This is a genomic window from Herbaspirillum sp., assembly GCF_035644555.1.
In the GTDB taxonomy this organism is placed as follows: Bacteria; Pseudomonadota; Gammaproteobacteria; order Burkholderiales; family Burkholderiaceae_D; genus Herbaspirillum.
On sequence record NZ_DASQOH010000070.1, the window covers coordinates 1 to 20899 of the forward strand.

Annotated in this window: 18 protein-coding genes; 5 read left to right on the forward strand and 13 right to left on the reverse strand. The window is 61.6% G+C overall.

Features of this window, described 5'->3' with window-relative positions; genetic code table 11:
* Window positions 1-60: 60 nt before the first annotated feature.
* The 3 genes from VE092_RS18930 to VE092_RS18940 all read left to right on the forward strand — a co-directional run bounded on the left by VE092_RS18930 (window position 61) and on the right by VE092_RS18940 (window position 3038).
* A complete protein-coding gene (locus tag VE092_RS18930) occupies window positions 61-927 on the forward strand; it encodes an NAD(P)-dependent oxidoreductase (RefSeq protein ID WP_324879451.1) in 867 nt (288 codons plus the stop codon).
* 30 nt (window positions 928-957) lie between these two features.
* A complete protein-coding gene (locus tag VE092_RS18935) occupies window positions 958-1596 on the forward strand; it encodes a 4-carboxy-4-hydroxy-2-oxoadipate aldolase/oxaloacetate decarboxylase (protein WP_324879453.1) in 639 nt (212 codons plus the stop codon).
* A gap of 119 nt (window positions 1597-1715) precedes the next feature.
* Window positions 1716-3038 carry an MFS transporter gene (locus tag VE092_RS18940; protein WP_324879455.1) on the forward strand — a complete coding sequence of 441 codons (1323 nt, stop codon included), beginning with the start codon at window positions 1716-1718 and terminating at the stop codon, window positions 3036-3038.
* A 444-nt stretch (window positions 3039-3482) separates the two neighbouring features.
* On the opposite strand, the gene VE092_RS18945 is transcribed toward VE092_RS18940, so the two are convergent.
* The 4 genes from VE092_RS18945 to VE092_RS18960 form a co-directional block, all read right to left on the reverse strand.
* Window positions 3483-4931, reverse strand: coding sequence for an amidase (locus VE092_RS18945; protein WP_324879457.1), 1449 nt, complete (start codon window positions 4929-4931; stop codon window positions 3483-3485).
* A gap of 41 nt (window positions 4932-4972) precedes the next feature.
* The gene (locus tag VE092_RS18950) at window positions 4973-6286 is read right to left on the reverse strand and encodes a citrate-proton symporter (protein WP_324879459.1); all 1314 of its coding nucleotides are present in this window, start codon (window positions 6284-6286) and stop codon (window positions 4973-4975) included.
* Window positions 6287-6490: 204 nt separating this feature from the next.
* Window positions 6491-7552 carry an AraC-like transcriptional regulator QhpR gene (gene qhpR, locus VE092_RS18955; RefSeq protein ID WP_324879461.1) on the reverse strand — a complete coding sequence of 354 codons (1062 nt, stop codon included), beginning with the start codon at window positions 7550-7552 and terminating at the stop codon, window positions 6491-6493.
* Between the two features lie 59 nt (window positions 7553-7611).
* Window positions 7612-8613: a phosphotransferase enzyme family protein gene (locus VE092_RS18960; RefSeq protein WP_324879463.1), complete on the reverse strand. Its 1002-nt coding sequence runs from the start codon at window positions 8611-8613 to the stop codon at window positions 7612-7614.
* Window positions 8614-8837: 224 nt separating this feature from the next.
* Here VE092_RS18960 and VE092_RS18965 point away from each other — a divergent pair, with 224 nt between their 5' ends.
* The gene (locus VE092_RS18965) at window positions 8838-10166 is read left to right on the forward strand and encodes an aspartate aminotransferase family protein (protein ID WP_324879465.1); all 1329 of its coding nucleotides are present in this window, start codon (window positions 8838-8840) and stop codon (window positions 10164-10166) included.
* Window positions 10167-10396: 230 nt separating this feature from the next.
* On the opposite strand, the gene VE092_RS18970 is transcribed toward VE092_RS18965, so the two are convergent.
* Complete coding sequence (locus VE092_RS18970) at window positions 10397-11599, reverse strand: ammonium transporter (RefSeq protein WP_324879467.1); 1203 nt, start codon at window positions 11597-11599, stop codon at window positions 10397-10399.
* Window positions 11600-11950: 351 nt separating this feature from the next.
* Between VE092_RS18970 and VE092_RS18975 the strand changes: the two genes are divergently transcribed.
* The gene (locus VE092_RS18975) at window positions 11951-13570 is read left to right on the forward strand and encodes an alkaline phosphatase D family protein (protein WP_324879469.1); all 1620 of its coding nucleotides are present in this window, start codon (window positions 11951-11953) and stop codon (window positions 13568-13570) included.
* 44 nt (window positions 13571-13614) lie between these two features.
* Here VE092_RS18975 and VE092_RS18980 read toward each other — a convergent pair whose 3' ends face one another.
* From VE092_RS18980 to VE092_RS19015, 8 genes are all read right to left on the reverse strand, one after another.
* Entirely contained in the window at window positions 13615-14412 is a 798-nt protein-coding gene (locus VE092_RS18980; protein ID WP_324879471.1) for an IclR family transcriptional regulator, read from the reverse strand.
* Window positions 14413-14548: 136 nt separating this feature from the next.
* Window positions 14549-15274 carry an SDR family NAD(P)-dependent oxidoreductase gene (locus VE092_RS18985; protein WP_324879473.1) on the reverse strand — a complete coding sequence of 242 codons (726 nt, stop codon included), beginning with the start codon at window positions 15272-15274 and terminating at the stop codon, window positions 14549-14551.
* A 95-nt stretch (window positions 15275-15369) separates the two neighbouring features.
* The gene (locus VE092_RS18990) at window positions 15370-16656 is read right to left on the reverse strand and encodes an MFS transporter (protein WP_324879475.1); all 1287 of its coding nucleotides are present in this window, start codon (window positions 16654-16656) and stop codon (window positions 15370-15372) included.
* A gap of 240 nt (window positions 16657-16896) precedes the next feature.
* Window positions 16897-17631 carry an SDR family NAD(P)-dependent oxidoreductase gene (locus tag VE092_RS18995; RefSeq protein WP_324879477.1) on the reverse strand — a complete coding sequence of 245 codons (735 nt, stop codon included), beginning with the start codon at window positions 17629-17631 and terminating at the stop codon, window positions 16897-16899.
* Between the two features lie 11 nt (window positions 17632-17642).
* Entirely contained in the window at window positions 17643-18170 is a 528-nt protein-coding gene (locus VE092_RS19000) for a 2,4'-dihydroxyacetophenone dioxygenase family protein (protein ID WP_324879479.1), read from the reverse strand.
* A gap of 304 nt (window positions 18171-18474) precedes the next feature.
* Entirely contained in the window at window positions 18475-19374 is a 900-nt protein-coding gene (locus VE092_RS19005) for a LysR family transcriptional regulator (protein WP_324879481.1), read from the reverse strand.
* A gap of 52 nt (window positions 19375-19426) precedes the next feature.
* The gene (locus tag VE092_RS19010; RefSeq protein WP_006461819.1) at window positions 19427-20257 is read right to left on the reverse strand and encodes a dioxygenase; all 831 of its coding nucleotides are present in this window, start codon (window positions 20255-20257) and stop codon (window positions 19427-19429) included.
* Between the two features lie 141 nt (window positions 20258-20398).
* Window positions 20399-20812: a DoxX family protein gene (locus tag VE092_RS19015; RefSeq protein ID WP_324879484.1), complete on the reverse strand. Its 414-nt coding sequence runs from the start codon at window positions 20810-20812 to the stop codon at window positions 20399-20401.
* Window positions 20813-20899 lie beyond the last annotated feature (87 nt).

A 20899-nucleotide genomic window follows, 5' to 3' on the forward strand; every position in this document is an offset into this window, starting at 1 on the left:
ATTTGCCTTAATTGTACTTTTTTTGTATTCTTCATAAAAATATTCAAACCGGAGACACCGATGCGCATTGCAATCGTCGGCATGGGCGAAGTTGGTCGCTGCTATGCCAAAGCCCTCTATGCAGCTGGGTATGAACTGACCCTCTGCGAAGCCTTTCCTTCCCCGGCGGCCCGGGAGCTGGCCAGCCAATGGAGCCTGGAGCTACACCAGGAGCCAGGCGTTTGCTTCGAAAATGTACAGTGGGTGTTTTCCTGCGTGACCGGGGCACAGGCCCTGGCCGTGGTCCAAAAGGCGGCACCGTTTCTGGACCCGGGGACCGGATTTGCCGATCTGACCACCGCCAGCCCCGAGGTCAAGAAGCAAGCCTTCGCCACCGCCCGCGCGGCCGGATTCGAGTACGTGGATGTAGCCATCATGGGCGCCATTTCGCTCAACTGGGAAAAGACCCCGCTGCTGGCTGCCGGCAGCAGGGCGGCCGATTTCAGGGAGGTGCTGGGCGCCGCCGGCGGCCGGGTGCAGGTGATCGAAGGCGCCAGCCCGGGCGCCGCGATTTCGCTGAAGATCCTGCGCAGCATCTTCACCAAGGGCATGGAGGCCCTGGCGGTCGAACTGCTGATGAGCGCCGAGAAGCAGGGCGTGCGCGAAGAGCTGTATCACCAGCTGAAGGATATCGACGAGACCCCACTGCGCAGCTTCATCGACATGCTGGTGCGCACCCACGTGATCCACGCCAAACGCCGTGCCCATGAAGTCCACGATGCCCGCCGGGAACTCGATGGCCAGGGCTTGCCATCGCTGGTGCTGCCGGGCGTGGAGGCGCGCTTCAATGCCACCACGGCACAGCTGGAGCGGCGCCCGCTGGCGCTGGACAACCCCGACGTCGGACAGGCTCTTACCTGGTTGCTCGCCGCTGGCGACGCAACCTGACTTCAACTTCCAACCCAGGACATATCCATCATGACCACCAAAGAACAGATTACCCAGTTGCGTGAGCTCGGTTCGGCCACGGTCTACGAAGCACAGGGGGCCAAGGGCGCCCTGGACCACGGCATGAAACCGATCGATCCCACCTCTCGCCTGGCCGGTCCGGCCCTGACGGTGGATGCCCGCCCGGGCGACAACCTGGTGCTGCACTACGCGGTCCTGCAGGCCAAGCCGGGCGACGTGCTGGTGGTCGATGCCAAGGCCTTCATGGAAGCCGGTCCGTGGGGGGACGTGCTGACCGTGCTGGCAATGAAGCGGGGTATTGCCGGGTTGGTGGTCAATGGTTGCGTACGCGATGCGAACACCATCATCGATCTGGGCTTCCCGGTCTTTTGCCGCGGTCTGTCCATCAAGGGTACCGGCAAGCACCAGCCGGGCCGGGTCAACGTTCCGGTGGTCATCGGCGATGTCGTCATCCATCCCGGCGACATCATCGTCGGTGACCGCGACGGCCTGGCAGTCGTGGCAAAAGACGAAGTCGAGGCGACCATCGCCAGCAGCATCGCGCGCGAAGAGAAGGAAGAAAAGATGCGACGTGCCATCGAGGACGGCGCTTCGACCGTCGAGCTAATGAACCTGCAGGACATCCTCAAGAACTACGGCCTGGTATAGGCCATCGACCGGAGAGAGCCGGCGCAAGACCGGCCTCCATCTCCCTGTCGGCCCGCTGTTTCCGGTGGCCGGCCGACAGGTAAAAACAGAACATGCTTCAATCGCTGAAGGAGACTTGAATGGAAGCGGTAGCCACTGAACGTACGAAGTCGAAAAGCCATTTCCGATGGGTGATCGGCGCACTGATTTTCATCGTCTATACGGTGGCCGCGGCCGACCGTGCCAACCTGGGTGTCGCCTTGCCATTCCTGCGCAAGGAATTCGTGATGTCCAACACCGAGGCCGGGGCACTGGCCAGCATCTTTCTGTTCGCCTACAGCCTTGCGCAGCTGCCTTCCGGGCTGGCCTACACCCGCTTTGGCATTCCTCGCGTGTTTTCGCTGGCCATGCTGGCAACCTCGGTCTTCACCGGCCTGATCGGTACGGCCTCATCGCTGCTGATGCTCAAGGTCTATCGCTTCGGCCTGGGATTGGCCGAAGGACCGCTGCCCATCGGCATCACCTCGACCATCAACAACTGGTTCCCGGCGCGCGAAAAGGGCACCATGACCGGGATCTTCCTGGCGGCCGCCAAGTTCGGTCCGGTGCTGGTGCCGCCAGTCTGCGCGGTCATCATCCATTACTGGGGCTGGCGCTATATCTTCTACATCTTCGCCATGCCGGGCCTGGTGCTGTCGGTGGTATGGCTGATGCTGGTGAAGAACCGGCCCTCGGAAAGCCCGCATGTGTCCGAGGAAGAACTACAACACATCAATGACAATCATGTCGCCGGCAGCACCACGCAGGCTCCCGCCCGCAAGCGCGACTTCGCCCTGCTGGATCGCCTGATCCGCACGAGCAAGGTCGCCACCGTCGATACCAACCGGGACATCTTCCGTTCATGGAACATCATGGGTGCGGCGCTGGGCTATTTCTTCATGACTGCGATCATGAACGTCCTGCTGGCCTGGATTCCCACCTACCTGATCAGCGTCAAGGGCTATTCCGTCACCAACATGGGCATGGTGGCCGCAGCCCCCTGGGTGGGCGCGGTGATCGGCAATCTGCTGGGCGGCATGATGACCGACCGTCTGCTCGACAAGCGCCGCAAGCCGGCCATGCTGATTTCGGCGTTCTTCACCACCATCATGATGGTCATCCTCATCAACTCGCCGGCCGATCCCTTCCTGTATGGGGCGCTGCTGCTGCTGACGGGGATTCTGCTCAACATCGGCTATTCCACCTACATGGTCTATCCGATGGGCATGACCTCGCGCAAGGTCTACCCGATGGCCAGTGCCATGGTCAACACACTGGGCCAGCTGGGTGGCGCCTGCGCGCCGCTGATCGCCGGTCTCTTGCTGGACAACTACAGCTGGAGCTATGTCTGGGTGTTTCTGGCGGTGTGCTCGGTGCTGTGCTTCATCACCATCCTGACCATTCGCGAGCCGGCGCACGCTTGAATGGTCCTGTTGGGTGCTGTCTTCCACCTCTGGGCGTAGGGTGGCGCTACGATGGCATCGGTGACGAGCGTCTGCAATCCCTGGCTGAAAAGCGCAGGTGATGGGCGACGGCATGCGACTGATTCTGTGAGAGGGCAGCCCGCTTCTGGCCGAAGCTGACATCGGTGAGCCATGTCCCGGGAGCTGCTGGAGCTTCCGGGCATTGTGCAAGGATTGAAATTCGCCGATGCTGGTGGCAGGCCAGTTCCCAATCGCAGTACCGTTGCCCGGACATTGTAGCGCGGGCGAGTACGGCTCCACCATCGCTCAGCAAGGCGTTTGCGCAGAGGGGTACCGTCCTGCTTTCCCCTCAGCTGTGCTTGCAGGTCTGAGAAAAGGCGGCTGTTGAGGCCGCCGAAAAGGCGGAGAATGACTGCGCACGACTCAACCAGCGGTCAAGAACATTTATCGGTTCAATGTTTCCACGACAGTCAACGGCGTTTGTGAGACCCACGAGCGTAGGCCTTCCAGTGCATGTGCCAGTTGCAAGACACCGAGATCGTCTCTGGCTGGACCGATGATTTGCATTCCCATCGGAAGACCATTCTTCCCAAAACCGACGGGTACGCTCATGACGGGCAATCCTGCAAGTGTCGGCCCAATGACCACCTCCATCCAGCGATGGTAGGTATCCATTTCACGACCGGCAACGCTTCGCGGCCATTTGGTCGCTGCGTCGAACGGAAACATCTGGGCGCTGGGCAAGAGCAGGTAGTCAAATTGCTCGAAGAGCTTGTGGATTGCACGGTACCAGTCGCTACGCGCCAGGGATGCACGGAAGATATCGTCGGCCTTCAAGTTGAGACCCGACTCCACTTCCCATTGCGCTTCGGGCTTGAGCAGGGCGCGTTGCACCGGATCGGAAAAATAAGGGCTCAGGTTGCCGCCCACCAGCCAGTGCCGATGAACAAGCCAGGTTTCCCAGAGCTTTTCCATCGGATAGTCGGGTTGGCATTGCTCTACCGCACAACCGAGATCTGCAAAGTCCGATAGCGCTGCCTCGCACAGCGCCATGACTTCCTCTTCTATCGGCAGATAACCATCGTAGTTTCCGAGCCAGCCAATTCTGGCGCCTTTGAAATCCCGCTTCAGTTGCTCCGCATCGCCAGTGACATCCGTGTCGCCGGAAAGGGGGCAGCTGCTGTCATATCCTGCCTGGGTGGCGAAGAGTCGGGCGACATCGGCGACAGTTCGGCCCATTGGCCCCTCTGTGCTTAGTTGCTGCAGGAAGAGTTCGCCGCCTGAACCGTAAGGGACCCGACCCTGAGTTGGCCTGAAACCATAGACGTTGTTGAACGCCGCCGGATTCCTCAGGGAACCCATCATGTCGCTACCGTCGGCGACTGGCAGCATACGCATCGCCAGCGCGGCAGCGGCACCACCGCTGCTGCCGCCAGCAATGCGTGAGGAGTCATAGGCATTCCTGGTCACGCCGAACACCGGGTTGTAGCTGTTTGAGCCGAGCCCGAATTCGGAGACATTGGTCTTTCCTATGAAGATGGCACCAGCGTCACGAACCCGGGCGATGCAAGTTGCGTCGCCCAGGGCAGGCTCCATGGATGACAAGGGGGAGCCTTTGCTGGTGGGAAGTCCTCTACACGATGCGAGGTCCTTCGGTGCCTGGGGCATGCCGTGCATCCATCCCAGATACGTACCCCGTGCAAGCAACTGGTCAGCGCGCTTTGCTTCGTCGAGCAGCTCATCGGCTGGACGCAGCGAAACGATAGCGTTCACATGCGGATTCATCTGCGCGATATGTTCCAGATACGCTTGCATGACTTCACGGCAAGAAACCTCCTTGCTGCGAACTGCAGCGGACAGCGCCAGTGCATCGAGCGTGACCAATGGGTGCATCTTTTCTGCTCCTTGAATCGCTTGCGAACGCTTTGCTTCTGTCACTTGACCTCTCCAATTCCAGCGAAGACTTCAGTCTGCCGGTTCTGCGCAGCGGGGCTTTGGTCACGCATCGCCCAGGCTGCGGCAACACCGATACAGGCGGCGAAAAGCACATACCAGGCGGGCGCCACCGGTGAGCCCGAGACCTTGGTAAGCCATGTCACGATGAACGGAGCAAAACCACCGAACAGCATCGCTGCCAGATTGTAGGCGACCGCCAGGCCGGTGGAACGCACCCGCGTCGGGAATTGCTCGGACAAGGCGGTTGGCATCGGACCAAAATTTGCGCCAATCATGATGCACAGAAGCACCTGCATCACCAGCAGACGGGTCAGGCTGGGGGCCGCGGAAACCCAAACGAACAGAGGATACACAATCAAGAGGAACGCCAGGGAGCTATAGAGCAGGACGGTCCGACGACCAATGCGGTCCGACAGTGCGCCGGCAAATGGGATGATGAGCGTGAGCAACGCCACGGCAATCATCTGTACCATGAACGCCTGGTCGAGCGGGAGCCCCAGTTGCTTGTTGGCGAACGTCGGCATGTTCACCAGGACGACGTAGAAGGCCACGGTACCGTTGATGACCTGCCCCATCGATACCAGCACGCCACGCATGTTGGTCTTCACCACATCGAGCAACTTGATGGGAGCAGCGTTGGGCTTGTTGGCGCTTTCCAGGAAATCGTCCGTTTCATGCATGTGGCGGCGAATCCAGAGACCCACTGGACCGATGAGCAGGCCAATCACGAACGGCAGTCGCCATCCCCAGCTGTTCAGAGCCTCCGGCGATAGATTGCGCGTTATCAGAGCGCCCATGCCTGCACCACAGAAGACCGCGAGACACTGACCGACGAGTTGCCACGAACCATACAGGCCGCGCTTGTGGGCGGGCGCGCTCTCGACCAGAAATGCGGTCGAACTGGAGTATTCACCGCCCGTTGCGAACCCCTGTAGCATGCGCGCGATGACGATCATGATGGGTGCTGCAATGCCGATAGTTGCGTAGGTAGGCGTAAAGGCAATGATTGCGATGGCCAGGGTCATCAGCACGATGATGACCTGCATTGCCGCCTTGCGGCCTTTACGGTCGGCGTAAAGACCGAGCAGGACACCGCCCACGGGGCGCATGAAGAATCCGATGCCGAAGGTCGCAAGGGCGACCAGCAACGAGGTGTATTCGTTGTCTGCCGGGAAGAACAGGCGAGCGATAATGGCCGAGAAAAAACCATAGACAATGAAGTCGTACCACTCGAGGGCATTGCCCACAATTGCGGCGATGACCTGGCGTTGTTTGCTAAGTTGTGGTTGCACGGTAGGTCCCTATCAATGGGTTGGCAAGAGCTTCTGAATGACGAGCTGGAGGAAAAAAATAAGACTTCCGCTTTATCGCTTCAGTATCTTGCGGCCTCGACCTGATTTTTCGTTTGACCCGGAAACACAGCTTCTTGATAGTCAACGACAATAAGAAACGGCCCCCGAGGAGGCCGTCGCTGAAACCGCTGCCGGATGGCAACCTCACTGAATCCGCAGGCTTCCACCCAGATGCTGGCGCCGCCATTCGGTCGGGGAAATTCCGTGCCAGCGTTGAAAGGCCCGCGAGAACGCACTGATTTCTGAATAGCCGAGAAGGAATGACAGTTCTGAAATCTGCAGAGCAGGGTCCTTCAGATATTCGAGCGCTGTGTTCTTGCGCACATCGAGGAGGACCTCCTGATACGTCAGGCCGGCCGTGCGCAATCTGCGTTGCAGCGTCCAGTTCGCCATCCCCAGTGCGCTCGCAATCTCTTCAAGCGTCGGTTCGCTGTCACCCAGGCGCAAGCGGATCGCGGCGCGAACCTTGTCCACCAGGGTTTCCGCTGTTGCCGCTGTCAGTCCCAACTGGCGGAGATTGTTGCGCATCAGGCTATGCAGGTGCGCATCTGCTCCAGGCATCGGAGCATTTAGATCGTTCTCTCGAAGCACGATGGCATTGGTCGCCTGGGAGAACTGGACCGGAGCACCAAAAATGTGCTCGTGCTCCTCATTGCCGTGCAGCGCACCATGTTCGAAACGGATTTCCAGCGGACTCCACTGCTGCCCCAAGGCCTGCCTGAGGACGTTGAAGAACATCCCGATGGATAACTCGGCATCTTGGCGTCGCTGCATGACCAGAGGGTCGGTGATGCGGTATTCAACGTAAGCTAGGCCGCCCGCCTGAGTCACGCCCAGATGAGAACGCTGCTGATGATGATGGAACATCGCGCCCATGTTGCGCAGGGCCTCGCCTACCGTGGGAGAGGTCAACCCGAGATAGCCCAGCATGCCGAGCCCTGTGGGCATGAATTGTTGGCCAAAGCGCAATCCGAAGTGCTCGTTTTGGGTCTGACGTGCGGCTTGCTCCATCGCATTGCAATAGATATCGAGGCTCAAGGTCGCGGTCGGCTGCTCGATTGCATTGCAGTCAGCGCCCGCTGCGCCGAGGATGCGCTCAGGGTCGCCGCCTTCGCTCTGGATGAATTCAAGCAGGCCCGTTGCTGCTGCAGAAAGAATGCGGGACTGACGGTCGGCATTAGGAGATACACGCGGCGCACTGGGCATGGTCGGACTCCATTTTCATGGTAAATAATTTCCCGACCCTACTAGCAATTTTCAGACCATTAGCCCATTTGGCGCAGATAGTCCGTTGCCAGGTCGGCAGTAGCTGCCACCCAGCGCTCGCCCAGGCTTTGTGCCAGTTCGGTTTCGCTGTGTGAGGCCATCCAGGCCAACAGTTGCAGCCGGCGCTGCATCAGGAAGGTCGGGAATTCCTCGATGTCGGCTTGCGTCAGCGCCCCATGGCGTGCATATCCCTCCGCCCAGCGCAGCATCAGTTCGCGGCGGTCGGGACGATGTTCGATGAAGCTCAGCGTCGTCGCCATATCATGCAAGAACCAGCCGATGCCGCAGTCATCGAAGTCGATGATGGTAGTACGATCTTTCTTGACCAAGAGGTTCGCGATACGCAGGTCAGCGTGAATCAGCCCGTATTTGTCCGGCGACTTCCCGAACGAAGCCAGCCGCAAGCTCATCAAATCTCGCGCCTGCTCGAGCACGTTGATCTTTGCCCTGTGGAGCCAGGGAGCATCTCGCCAACGGCCCCAACGGCCATTTTCGCCCACCGTGTCGTTAAGACTCCAGGTATGGCGTTCGAAATAGCTTGGGCGCTGCCACTGGCGTGACTGCCGATGCATTCTTGCGCTCAATTCGCCTAATGTCTGAAGTGAAGGCGGCAGGTTGCTCTCGTCCGGAAAGTCGCCTTCGACCCAGGCGAAGGCGGCGATCATCCTCTTGCCGGCATCGGCTGTTTCCACCTGGATCAGCGATTCGCCATCGAGCGTACGCAAGGGTTGGGGAGTGGCAATGTCCGCTTCGTTCAATGCCGTCATCCAGTCCAGTTCTGACTGGATCGCGTTGGGGGTCTGATAGTTGGCGCGATGCACACGCATCACAGCGCGCCACCCGGTCTTCGGATTGTCGAGCCGGAATACCGTGTTCTCCGAATGGCTCAGCAGCGCCACCTGCACATTGGATGAGAATCCATATCTCGGAAGCGCTGAGCGGGCCAGTTCTTGAAGAGCCGCAATGTAGGAAAGATGGGATTCGGTAGGTGCGAGGGTCATAAAGAGGTTCCGAGTAGCGTTGCCTACATCTTCACGCCAGCACCGAACAGTTCGTTTGACATCGCAACACAAATCGTTGACCGTGGATATCAAGCTGCACACAGGCCTTGCGTTTCCCCGGAAGGGCGTCTTCTGCTATCAAGGAAATGTCGTCGGTGGTCAAGACGGGCAGGCATCTTCGCGAGCACCATTCCCGTGCCGAATCATCTTGTACTGGAGAGACCATGACTCACGCCGATGGCATGCTTGCCTTGAACGCTTTCAATCCGCAATCAGGCAGTACCACCGCCCCCGCGACTCGCGCCCTGATCGAGCGCCGGCGTAACACCTTTGGCGATGGCGTTCCTTTGTTCTATCGCGATCCCGTGCATTTCGTCAGCGCGTCCGGCGTCTGGTTACGTGACCAGGATGGGCTCGAATACCTGGACGCTTACAATAACGTTCCCTCGGTTGGCCACTGCCATCCCCATGTCGTCGAGGCAGTGTCCAGGCAGGTGGCCACCCTCAACACCCACACGCGTTATCTTTCCGATGTCGTCACATCCTACGCGGAACGACTTATCGACACGTTCCCGCGTGAGCTTTCCAAAGTGCTCTTCACGAGCAGCGGTACAGAAAGCGTAGACCTCGCAATGCGCTTGGCTCGTCTCTACACGGGGGGAAGTGGCTTCATCGTGACCCGCTTTGCCTATCATGGGCATTCGACAGCCGTTGCTGAAATTACGCCGGCATTCGGCCCGGGCGTCCCCATTGGCATCAACGTACAGCTGGTCGATGCCCCCGATGGATATCGGCAGGATGAGCCTGTTGGCGTCAAATTCGCGCAGGACGTGGCCACGGCGATCGCTGACATGGAGCGCCGCGGTATCAAGTTCGCAGGACTCATTGTGGATACCGTATTCTCCAGTGATGGCCTGTTTGTCGACCCGCCAGGATTCCTCATGGAAGCCGTTGCCACCGTAAAAAGGGCTGGTGGCGTCTTCGTTGCCGATGAAGTGCAGCCAGGCTTCGGCAGGACCGGAGAAGGTATGTGGGGATTTGAGCGCCACGGAATTCTCCCTGACATCGTCGTGATGGGAAAACCCATGGGCAATGGCATGCCTATCGCCGCCGTCGTGACCACCGCAGATATTATGCAGGCCTTCACCGACCGTTCGGGTTACTTCAATACCTTCGGCGGAAATACGGTCTGCTGCGCTGCTGCATCCGCTGTGCTGGACGTAATCGAATCGGAGGGCCTGATCAGCAATGCCAAGAAAACGGGGGCGTATCTGAAACGAGGATTGCAGCAGTTGAAAGCGCGGCATCAATCTGTTGGTGACATCCGCGCAATTGGCCTTTATGCAGCCGTTGAGTTTGTGCGGCCTGGCAGCAAACACGGCGATACCGGAATGGCACTCGATGTGGTCAATGAACTGAGGCAGCGGCGTGTCTTGATCAGCACCTGCGGCCCGGACGGCAATATCCTGAAGATCCGGCCACCCCTTCAGTTCTCTTCCGATCACTGCGACATCCTGATTGCTGCGATCGATGACGTTCTTCGGATTCGCTAAACCGAGAGTTCCACCAGGCACCTCGCTTACCGGGTTCCTCCCTTGACGCAGGCCTGCTTCCACAAGCAAGGCAAGTCGGGACAAGTGGCGACGGTCGAGTTTTCGAGAAAATCAACAAGGGAAAACCTGGATCGGCGCCGGCTTCTGCCCGGTAAGCCGGTCTATTTTGCGCCAGCATTTTCGGCACAGCAGCAAGGGGGCCGACAGACTTATTGTCAATGGGCAGCGCTCTACCAGCTGGTCTCCCGCTCCGCCGTCGACGAAATCTTGTGGATCGCCAGATCGGCGCCTTCGAATTCCTGTTCAGGATCAAGGCGGATGCCGACCGTCTTCTTCAGCAGGCCGTACACGATCCATCCGCCGACTGCCGCGATGGCGATGCCCATCACGCTGCCCACCAGTTGCGACATGAAGGATACGCCACCGCGTCCACCCAGCGCCTGCAGTCCGAAGATGCCGGCGGCCAGGCCGCCCCACAGGCCGCATAGGCCATGCAGGGGCCAGACACCCAGCACGTCGTCGATCTTCCATTTGTTCTGGGTACGGGTGAACATCCACACGAAGATGGCGCCGGCGATGCCGCCGGTGACCAGCGCGCCCAGCGGGTGCATCAGGTCGGAGCCGGCACATACCGCCACCAGGCCGGCCAGCGGGCCGTTGTAGGCGAAGCCGGGGTCGTTGCGGCCCATCAGCAGTGCGACCAGGGTGCCACCGGCCATGGCCATGAGGGAATTCATCGCGACCAGGCCGTTCATCTTGTCCAGGGTCTGCGCGCTCATCACGTTGAAGCCGAACCAGCCCACCGTCAGGATCCATGCGCCCAGTGCCAGGAAGGGAATGTTGGAGGGAGGATGGGCGGCGACCGCGCCTTCCTTGCTGTAACGGCCGCGGCGCGCACCCAGCAGCAGCACGGCGGGCAAGGCGATCCAGCCGCCGACGGCGTGGACCACGATGGAACCGGCGAAGTCGTGGAATTCGGCGCCGAAGGTGGCTGCCAGCCAGGCCTGTACGCCGAAGTGCTGGTTCCAGGCGATGCCCTCGAAGAAGGGATAGACCAGGCCGACCAGTACGGCGGTGGCCAGCAGTTGCGGGTTGAATTTGGAGCGCTCGGCGATGCCGCCCGAGATGATGGCCGGGATGGCGGCGGCGAAGGTCAGCAGGAAGAAGAACTTCACCAGTTCGAAGCCGCTGCGCTCGGCCAGGGTTTCGGCACCGGCGAAGAAGCTCACACCGTAGGCGACGTAGTAGCCGATGAAGAAATAGACGATGGTCGAGACCGCGAAGTCGGCCAGGATCTTCACCAGGGCATTGACCTGGTTCTTCTTGCGCACCGTCCCCAGTTCCAGGAAGGCGAAGCCGGCATGCATGGCCAGGATCATGATCGCCCCCAGCAGGATGAAGAGGGCGTCTGCGCCGTTTTTGTGATCGTCCACCAGAAAATCTCCCGAAAATTGTGCAAGGAAAGAATCGAAAGCCCGGACTGATGCAATTTTCGTTCCATTTTGGTGATTATTTTGCAGTGGCTTGATTAAAAAGGACTTTCCAGGTGCGTCAGGTGCTTGTCAGATTGTGATACGCACGAAAATTGTGCGATATGGGCAGGTGGTACGATGGGGTGGCTTGTTTTGGTGCGAAGGCCGCGAGGCTCGAATTTTTCTTGAAAATCACGTCATTTGGCCGTTTTGGGGGATCCGGTCAGCATCGGTCATCGTGCTTTCATGGAACGGTCATACGCGATTGCTAAATTGCAACTCCCTTCTTTTCCCTCACCCTCAGGAGTTGCCATGCCAGACCAGAATTCGCCAGCCGATACCCGCCGTCGTCGCTTCCTGCGCGATACCGCCCTTACCGCCGCGGGGACAGCGGCCGTCATCGCCAGCCCCGCCAGCCTGGCTGCCGCGCCGGCCATCGTCACCTCCGAGCGTCTGCGCCCGCAGTTCCCGGGTGGAATCATGAGCGGCGATGTCACCCGCGATAGCGCCATCGTCTGGGCGCGCGCCGATCGCAATGCGCGCATGCTGGTTGAATATTCCACCAGCGAGAACTTCGCCGATGCGGTACGCATCGCCGGCCCCACCGCGCTGGCGCGGGACGACTACACCGCCCGACTGGACCTGCGGGGTTTGCCGGCAGGGCAGCGGGTGTATTACCGCGTGCGTTTCCAGGACCTGGTGCATGAGTCGGCCCTGAGCGAGCCGCTGACCGGCAGCCTGATGGTGCCGGCTGCGGCGCGCGGGCAGGCACGTGACATCACCTTCGCCTTCTCGGGGGACGAAGCCGGCCAGGGCTGGGGCATCAACGAGCAATGGGGTGGCTACCGGGTGTACGAGAGCATGCGCCGCTTCCGTCCTGACTTCTTCATCCATTCGGGCGACCAGATCTATGCGGACGGTCCGATCCAGGCCGAGGTGAAGCTGGACGATGGCAGCCTGTGGCGCAACGTGGTGACCGAGGCCAAGTCCAAGGTGGCGCAGACGCTGGACGATTATCGCGGCAACTTCGCCTACAACATGCTGGATGCCAGCAAGCGCCGCTTCGCCGCCGAGGTGCCGTTCCTGGTGCAGTGGGACGACCACGAGGTGCGCAACAACTGGTATCCGGGCCAGGTGATCGGCGCCCGGGAAAAGCGCTACGACGAGCGCAACATCGATGTGCTGGCGGCCCGTGCGCGCCAGGCCATGTTCGAACACAATCCCTTCCGCATCGACCAGGCCGATCCTTTCCGCATCTATCGCGCCTTCAATCACGGCCCGCTGCTGGAGGTGTTCATGCTGGACGAGCGCAGCTATCGCGGCCGCAATTCGCCCAATCGCCAGCGCGGCGGTCATGATGCCGAGTTTCTCGGGCCGGAGCAGATGCGCTGGATCAAGCAGGCGCTACTGCGCTCACGCTCGACCTGGAAACTGATCGCCAGCGACATGCCCTTGTCCATCGTGGTGCCGGACCTCAATGTCGATGTGCCGCCCGGCACCTTCGAGGCCTGGGCCAATGCCGACAATGGCAAGCCCTCGGGGCGTGAGCTGGAGGTGGCGGAGCTGCTGCGCTTCATCAAGCAGCACGACATCAAGAACGTGGTGTGGGTGACGGCCGATGTGCACTATGCCTCGGCCACCCACTATGCACCCGAGCGCGCGCAGTTCACCGACTTCAAGCCTTTCTGGGAATTCGTCGGCGGTCCGATCAACGCCGGTACCTTCGGTCCGGGCGAGATCGATCGCACCTTCGGTCCGGATGTGCGTTTCGTGAGCATTCCGGCGGACATGAAGCAGAACCGCTCGCCGGCGGAGCTGCTGCAGTTCTTCGGTATCGGCAAGATCGATGCGAAATCGAAGACGCTTACCGTGACGCTGCACAATACCGACGGCAAGGAAATCTACAAGGTTGAACTGCCGCCCGAGGCCTGATGTTCAGTGCTCGATGCGGCCTTGAGCTGAAGGCCGGACCGGCTTCAGCCCGGTCCGGCCAGCTTGCGCGAGATGGTGGCGCAGGCTTGCAGCAACGGTGTCACATAGGCCTGCTGTGGATCGGGCAGGCGCCGGAACAGCGGGATGCTCACGCTCACGCAGGCCACCGGCAAGCCGTCGGCGCCGACGATGGCGGCACCGTAGCAGAAGATCTGGGCTTCGTTCTCTTCGCGGTCTTCGGCATAGCCGCGGGCGCGGGTCTGTTCCAGGTCCTGGCGCAGAGCCGACAGATCGGTGTGGGTGTGCTCGGTGAAGGGCTCCATCTGCAGCGTACGCATCAGGTTTTCGCGGCGCGATTCTTCCAGGCCGGCCAGATAGGCCTTGCCCACCGAACTCGAATAGAGCGTCACGCGGGTGCCGATGCGCGAGGCCATGCGCACGGCTTGCGGGCTTTCCAGTTTCTCGATGTAGACCATGCTGACGTCGCTGGGGACGGCCAGGTGGATGGTTTCGCGGGTGATGTCGCGCAACTGGCGCAGCGGTTCGATGGCAGTGGTGCGGATATCGCTGCGGTCCCAGGCGCGGCTGGCCAGGTTGATCAGGCGCGGCCCCACCTCGAACTGTTTGCTGCGCGGGTTTTCCACCACCATGCCCTCAGCCATCAAGGCGGCCAGGATGCGATAGACGGTAGGGCGCGGATAGCCCGACAGCGCCGCCAGCTGCGCGATGTTCAGGGGCGCGTCCTGGTCGGCGATCAATTGCAGCACGGCGACGAACTTGGAGAAGGCGGCGGTGCCGGCAATCTTGTTCGGGTCGTCGGGATGTTTGTCGTGGTCTGGCATGGGCGCAGGCTTAAGGAGACAGGAGCGAAATCGGGAGCCGGCAGATTATAGCGGAGCCTGGTAGCGCCCCAGCGTAAAAAAGCCCGCGCCGCCTGGAGCAGCGGACGCGGGAAAAGGCATGCATGGCATGGGGTGATCAGGCAATCAGATAGCCGCCGTCGACCGGGATGATGGTGCCGGTCATGAAGGAGGCGGCGGGTGAGCAGAGGAAGGCCACGACATTGCCGATGTCTTCCGGGCGGCCCCAGCGGTTCAAGGGCGTGCGCGCCAGGATCGGGCCGGCGCGGGTCGGGTCGTCCTGCAGGGCCTGGGTGAGCGGGGTGGCGATCCAGCCCGGCGCGACCGCATTGACGCGGATGCCGTCGGCCGCATAGGCAATGGCCAGTGATTTGGTCAACTGCGCCACGCCACCCTTGCTGGCGCTATAGCCGGGGACCAGGCCGCCACCGAAGAAGCTGAGCATGGAGGCCGTGTTGACGATGCAGCCGCCGGACTGTCGTAGTAATTCGCGGGAAGCCGCGCACACGCGCATGGTGCCGGTGAGGTTGACGGCGATCACCTGTTCGAAGACTTCGGTCTCCAGTTCCGCGCCGCGCTTGATGATGCCGGCGCAGTTGACCACGATGTCCAGTTGCTTGAGGTCGGAGAGAGCAGCGCGTACGCTCTCTTCGCTGGCCACGTTCATTTCCACCAGGGTGATGTCGGTGCCGGCGAATTCCTCATGGGCGAAGGGTGGCAATCCGGCGGCGATGACGCGGGCTCCGAGTGCTGCCAGCTGGCGTGCGACGGCGCCGCCTATGCCCTGGGTGCCGCCGGTGACGAGGGCGGTCTTGCCCTGCAGAAGATCGGGAATGAAGCTCATGGTTTTCCTTGTGGATAGCGAGAGTGGCAGGGGACTGGCTGGATGCCGCTACCCATGGGTGGCGGCATCGGGTCAGGCGACTGCGTAGAGGGTGATCAGGCGTGCGATTCGATGGGCTTGTCGACCACGAACATGTACACCAGCGCTGCTGCAAAGGCCACCGCCGCACTGATCAGCAGGGCGTTGACGAAGGAGTGGGTCTGGTCCACCACCACCCCGGTGATGACCGGCGCCAGCGAACCACCGAGGTAGCCGCCGAAGTTCTGCATGCTGCCCAGCGAGGCCACCAGACGGCGCGGAATGGCCACCGACACCAGTGCCCAGGCACCGCCCGAGGCCATGTTCACGAAGGCCATGGCCAGCGAGATATAGACGATCGCCATGGTGGTGCTGGGGGTGTAGGCGGCCGGGATGGTGAAGGCACCGGCGCCGATCAGACCGGCACAGATCGGCCACTTGCGGCTGCGAATCGCAGGCATGCCGCGCTTCATCAGGCCATCGGCGATATAGCCCGAGGACAGCATGCCGAGGGTGCCGAAGATGTAGGGGATGACCACCACCCAGCCGGTACGTGCGATAGATAGGTGACGCTCATGTTCCAGATACGCCGGCAGCCAGGTCAGGTACAGCCAGACCATGTAGATCACGCCCATGAAGCCGAACAGCATGCCCCAGGTGGTGCGGTACTTGAAGAGGCTCTTCCACTCGCTCCAGGTCAGCTTGGCGTTGGCATTGGGATCGGTGTCGTGGTCGTCGGCCAGGTACAGCACCTCGGACGGGGTCAGCTCGACCTCGTTGCGATTGCGGTAGAACAGATACCAGCCCACCGACACCGCGATGCCCAGTACGCCCATGATGACGAACATCATGCGCCAGCCGAAGGACAGCATCAGGATGGTGAGGATGGGCGGCGCCAGGGCCGGGCCGATGGTGGAGGAGGCCACGAAGATGCCGGTCGGTCCGCCGCGTTCGCGCATGGCGAACCATTCCGAGACCACCTTGGCCCCGGCCGGGAATTGCGGTGCCTCGCCCAGGCCCAGGAACACGCGGGCCACCAGGAATTGCTGCAGGGTGTTGACGAAGCCGCCGGCCAGCTGCGCCAGCGACCAGACGAACATGCCGGCGCCCAGCATCACGCGGGCGCCGAACTTGTCCAGCATGGCGCCGATGGGCAATTGCGAGAAGGCGTAGGCCAGCGAGAAGGCCGACAGCAGCAGGCCCATCTGCGAGGCGCTGAGGTTCAGTTCCTGGCTCACCGAATGATTGGCGATGGATAGCGTACTGCGGTCAAGATAGTTGACGATGCCTGCCATCATCAGGAAGGTCAGCGCGACCACCTGTATGCGTTTGAGCCGGGGGCTCTTTTCCTTTTGGACTTCCATGGGTTACGTCTCCAGAGTGAATGAGTCAATGCCATTGGCGTGCTTCCTGCCGGCGCCGTCTGTTGCGGCACTCTCTGTCGGTGACATGGCGAAAGCGTCATGCGAGGACGCGGTCTTGAGGACGTTGTGGATGCCGTCCCTGCTACTGCTCCGGCACGGCCGGGGTGATGTCTGCATCGCCCCTGGCCGTGATCCTCGCTTGCCCGGATGATTCTGCGGTTCTGCTCCTTGCTACTGTGTTCAGTAGGTGGCGCGGCCTCCGGAGAGGTCGAACACCGCGCCGGTATTGAAGCTGCACGAGCCCGAGCACAGCCAGGCGCTCATCTCGGCCACTTCTTCCACGCTGCCCAGCCGATGCATGGGACTCTTGGCGATCATGGTCTGGACGTGGGCCGGCGACATCTGCTCCAGCAGCGCGGTCTTGACCGCGGCCGGGGCGATGGCATTGACCAGGATGCCGGTCTCTGCCAGTTCCTTGCCGAGCGACTTGGTCAGGGCCAGCACGCCGGCCTTGGCGGCGCTGTAGGCCGACGCATTGGGCGTGCCCTCCTTGCCGGCCAGCGAGGCGATGTTGACGATGCGCCCGCGCCCGGCCGCGCGCATGGCCGGGACCACGCTGCGGCAGGCGTGGAACACGCCCAGCAGGTTGACCTGCACGATGCGATGCCATTCGCCCACGTCATATTCGTCCAGAGGCACGGTGGGGCCGGCATAGCCGGCATTGTTGATCAGGAAGTCGATGCGGCCGGTCTCGACCAGCAACTGATGAACGGCGTCCTCGACCGAGCCCGCATCGGTGATGTCCACCTGTTGCTGCAGGTAGGGGGAGCTGGGAGCCTGGTGCAGGTCCCACACCACCACGCGTGCGCCGGCAGTAGCCAGGCGCGCCGCGATGGCCGCACCGATACCGCCATGGCCGCCGGTGACCACGGCCACGCAGTCACGGAAATCGTAGTTCGCAGTGTCGTAATGCATGCGCTCCGCCCTCAACGCACGAAGCGGTCGACGTAGTCGCTGCCCAGCCCGACGGCTTCGTAATGCTTGCGGCACATGTCGAGCTTGGTGAAGACATCTTCATAACCTTCGAACTTGCCCCAGGGGTCGCAGTAGAACATCACGCCGGTGATGTGGAAGTAGGTGATCATTTCTTCCACGTCTTCCGGTACGTAGAGGGTGTGGGTCTCGCCGGGTGGTTCGAAGACGTAGCTGCCCTGTTCAGCGATCCAGTCATGCTCCAGGTAGCGCCATTTCCCCTTGAGCACCATGCCGTGTACGGGCGCCGGATGGCGGTGACGGGAGAGTACGCCGGACTTGCGCACGCGCAGCAGGTTGGTCCAGTAGCCCTGCGACACATTCAGGCAGAGCGGGCGGAACCAGACGTTTTCCGCCTGCGGCACCCAGACCCGTTCATCCTCTGGAATGGCCGGGTTGACCACGATTTCCAGCGGGGCTTCCTTGGGGTTGGGGAATTGATAGGGCTTCATCTTCAGGTCGGCCGGCATGGAAGTGCTCATGGGATCTCCAGGTAGGGATTTGTCTCGCATTGTCCATATAGTGAACAATGCGTCTGTAATATGGTCACTTTGAGTGATCGCAAAATAACTGTCAACACCGCGCCAGTCTGCTTTTTCATTCATAAAAGCGAGTCGGCATCCTTGATATTGATCAAGCCATAGACCAGACAAGGCCTGGCGCTCCTTTCAACACGAGCGCTCAGACCTTGAGGGGGAAAGATGAAATTTATGCGCCGATGGCGTTCAAGCCAGCAGGTGGGAGCGTGGCTGCAGGAGATGGGAGGCGGACTGATCGCCGGTGGCGTCAATGATCCCAGTGCACCTGGGCGAATGCGTCCGCCAGGAAATCCAGCATCGCCCTGACCTTGGCGGGCAGATGGGCGCGGCTGGGATAGACCGCGTAGATGCCCAGCGAGGGAATGCCGAAATCGGTGAGGATGGGGACCAGTTGGCCGCTGCGCAGGTACTGGTCGATCATGAAGGTGGGCTGGCGCGTGATGCCCACGCCGCCCAGCGCGGCCTGCACGCAGCTGTCGCCATTGTTGGCGTGCATGCGCGAATGTACGCGTACGCTGACCGGTCCGTCCGGGCCACTGAACTGCCATTCGTCCCGACCCTGGTTGTAGCTGTAGCTGATCACGTGGTGCCGCGCCAGGTCATGCGGATGGCTCGGAGTGCCGTGCTTTTCCAGATAGGCAGGCGAGGCGCAGATCGGCAGGCTGGTGCTGGTGAGCTTGCGGTGGATCAGGGTGGAATCGGCCAGCCGGGCGATGCGGATGGCGAGGTCGTAGCCTTCGTCGATGATGTCGACGATGCGGTCCGAGAGGGTGATATCCAGCTCCACCTCAGGGTAACGCTCCAGGAACATCGGCCAGAGTGGCGCCAGGTGCAGCACGCCGAAGGTGACCGGCGCATTGATGCGCAACAGGCCGGCCGGCTTGGCGGCGCCGGCCGAGAGCAACTCGTCGGCGGCTTCGAGGTCGGCCACGATCTGCTTGCAGCGTTCGAGGTAGAGGCTGCCCGCTTCGGTGAGCGAGAGCCGGCGCGTGGTCCGTTGCATGAGGCGGGAGCCCAGGCGGGCTTCCAGTTCAAGTACGGTGCGCGAGACGGCCGCCTTGGAGATGCCCAGCGCATCGGCGGCCTTGACGAAACTGCCCAGCTCGGCCACGGCAATGAAGCATTCGATTTCGCGCAGTTTGTTCAAGCCGTCTATCCCCGAGATGGCGCCGCGCCGGCGCCGTCGGGGCGACGGTGGCTCAGGCGGCGGCCGGTAGTTGTGCCAGCAGGCTGGAGGCCGTGCCGAAGGCGAAGGCGTCCATGCGCAGGCTATGATACGTCGAACCGCTGTCCAGGTGAACCAGGCGGGTCCAGTCATCGGCCGCGCCCATGGCGAAGAACAGGCTCAGCAGGTGTTCGTCGCTGGGATGGGTGCGCACCGCATGCGGGGCCGTGGTCCGGTAGCCGAACAGCGCCTCGAGGTCACCGGCCTGCATGCGGTCCAGGAACCATTGCAGGAATTCCAGCGTATGTGGGGCATCGCCGGCATCGGCATCGTTGCGACGCAGTTCGCGCAGGTTGTGCGTGAAGCTGCCCGAGCCGACCAGCAGGATGCCTTCACGGGCCAGCGGTGCCAGCAACTGGCCGACCTGGAAATGATAGGCCGGCGGTTGCTGCGATTGCAGCGACAGCTGGATCACCGGCACGTCGGCCTGTGGATAAAGATAACGCAGCGGTACCCAGGCACCGTGGTCCAGCCCCCAGCCGTCATCGGTGTTGGCCGGCAGACCACCATCGCGCAGTCGCTGGGCGACGTGTTCGGCCAGGGCGGGCGCGCCGGGGGCGGGGTAGTCCAGTGCATAGAGCGCCTGCGGGAAACCGCCGAAATCATGGATCACGCGCGGCCTGGCCTGGTTGCCCACGCGCGGGGTGAAGGTCTCCCAGTGTGGCGACATCATCACGATGCCACGCGGGCGCGGCAGGGCAGCGCCGATGCCGGCCAGCAGCGGACCGGTGCGGCCGGGTTCCACGGCCAGCATGGGCGAGCCGTGCGAGACGAATAGCGAGGGCAGGTGGAGGGTATCGGACATGATGGTTTCCTTGAATCGCCTGTGGAAAACTTGATTTCCCGCACGCAAGAACTGAACTAAAAGATCTCGACGATCAAACTGAATCTATATGAATTTTGCCGGGCGCGTGGCCCGGCAGGATGATTTCGGCAGACAGGGCGATCAACTGCGCTCTTCACGCTTGAGGGCAAAGGCGCCGTCGCCCAGCAGGAACACGGCGACCAGGCCGACGATCCACAGCGCCAGGTATTCCCAGCCACCCTTGGGGTTGGTGAAGAAGAATCCTGCCTTGCCGTGGACCAGCACGATGGCGCCCAGCAGGTCGGCCGCCAGGGGCAGTGCCAGCCAACGACCGTAGTAGCCCAGCACCAGCGCAATGCCGCCCACCACTTCCAGCGCCATCACGGGATAGGCGAACCAGCCGGGTACACCCAGCGAGGCAAAGAAGCCCACGGTGCCAGCCGGGGTGAAAACGAAGATTTTCAGTCCGGCGTGGACCAGGAAGAAGATGCCCATGGTGACGCGCAGCAGGAAGGCGGCGTAGTCGGCGCGGGTATTGACGTTGACGGTGCTCATGATGATCCCGGGAAGTGTGGAGTGGATGAAGGCCGGCCAGCTATCGTGCGCGCTCTCTGGCGGGCGTGATGGAGCTGGGCCATGTCC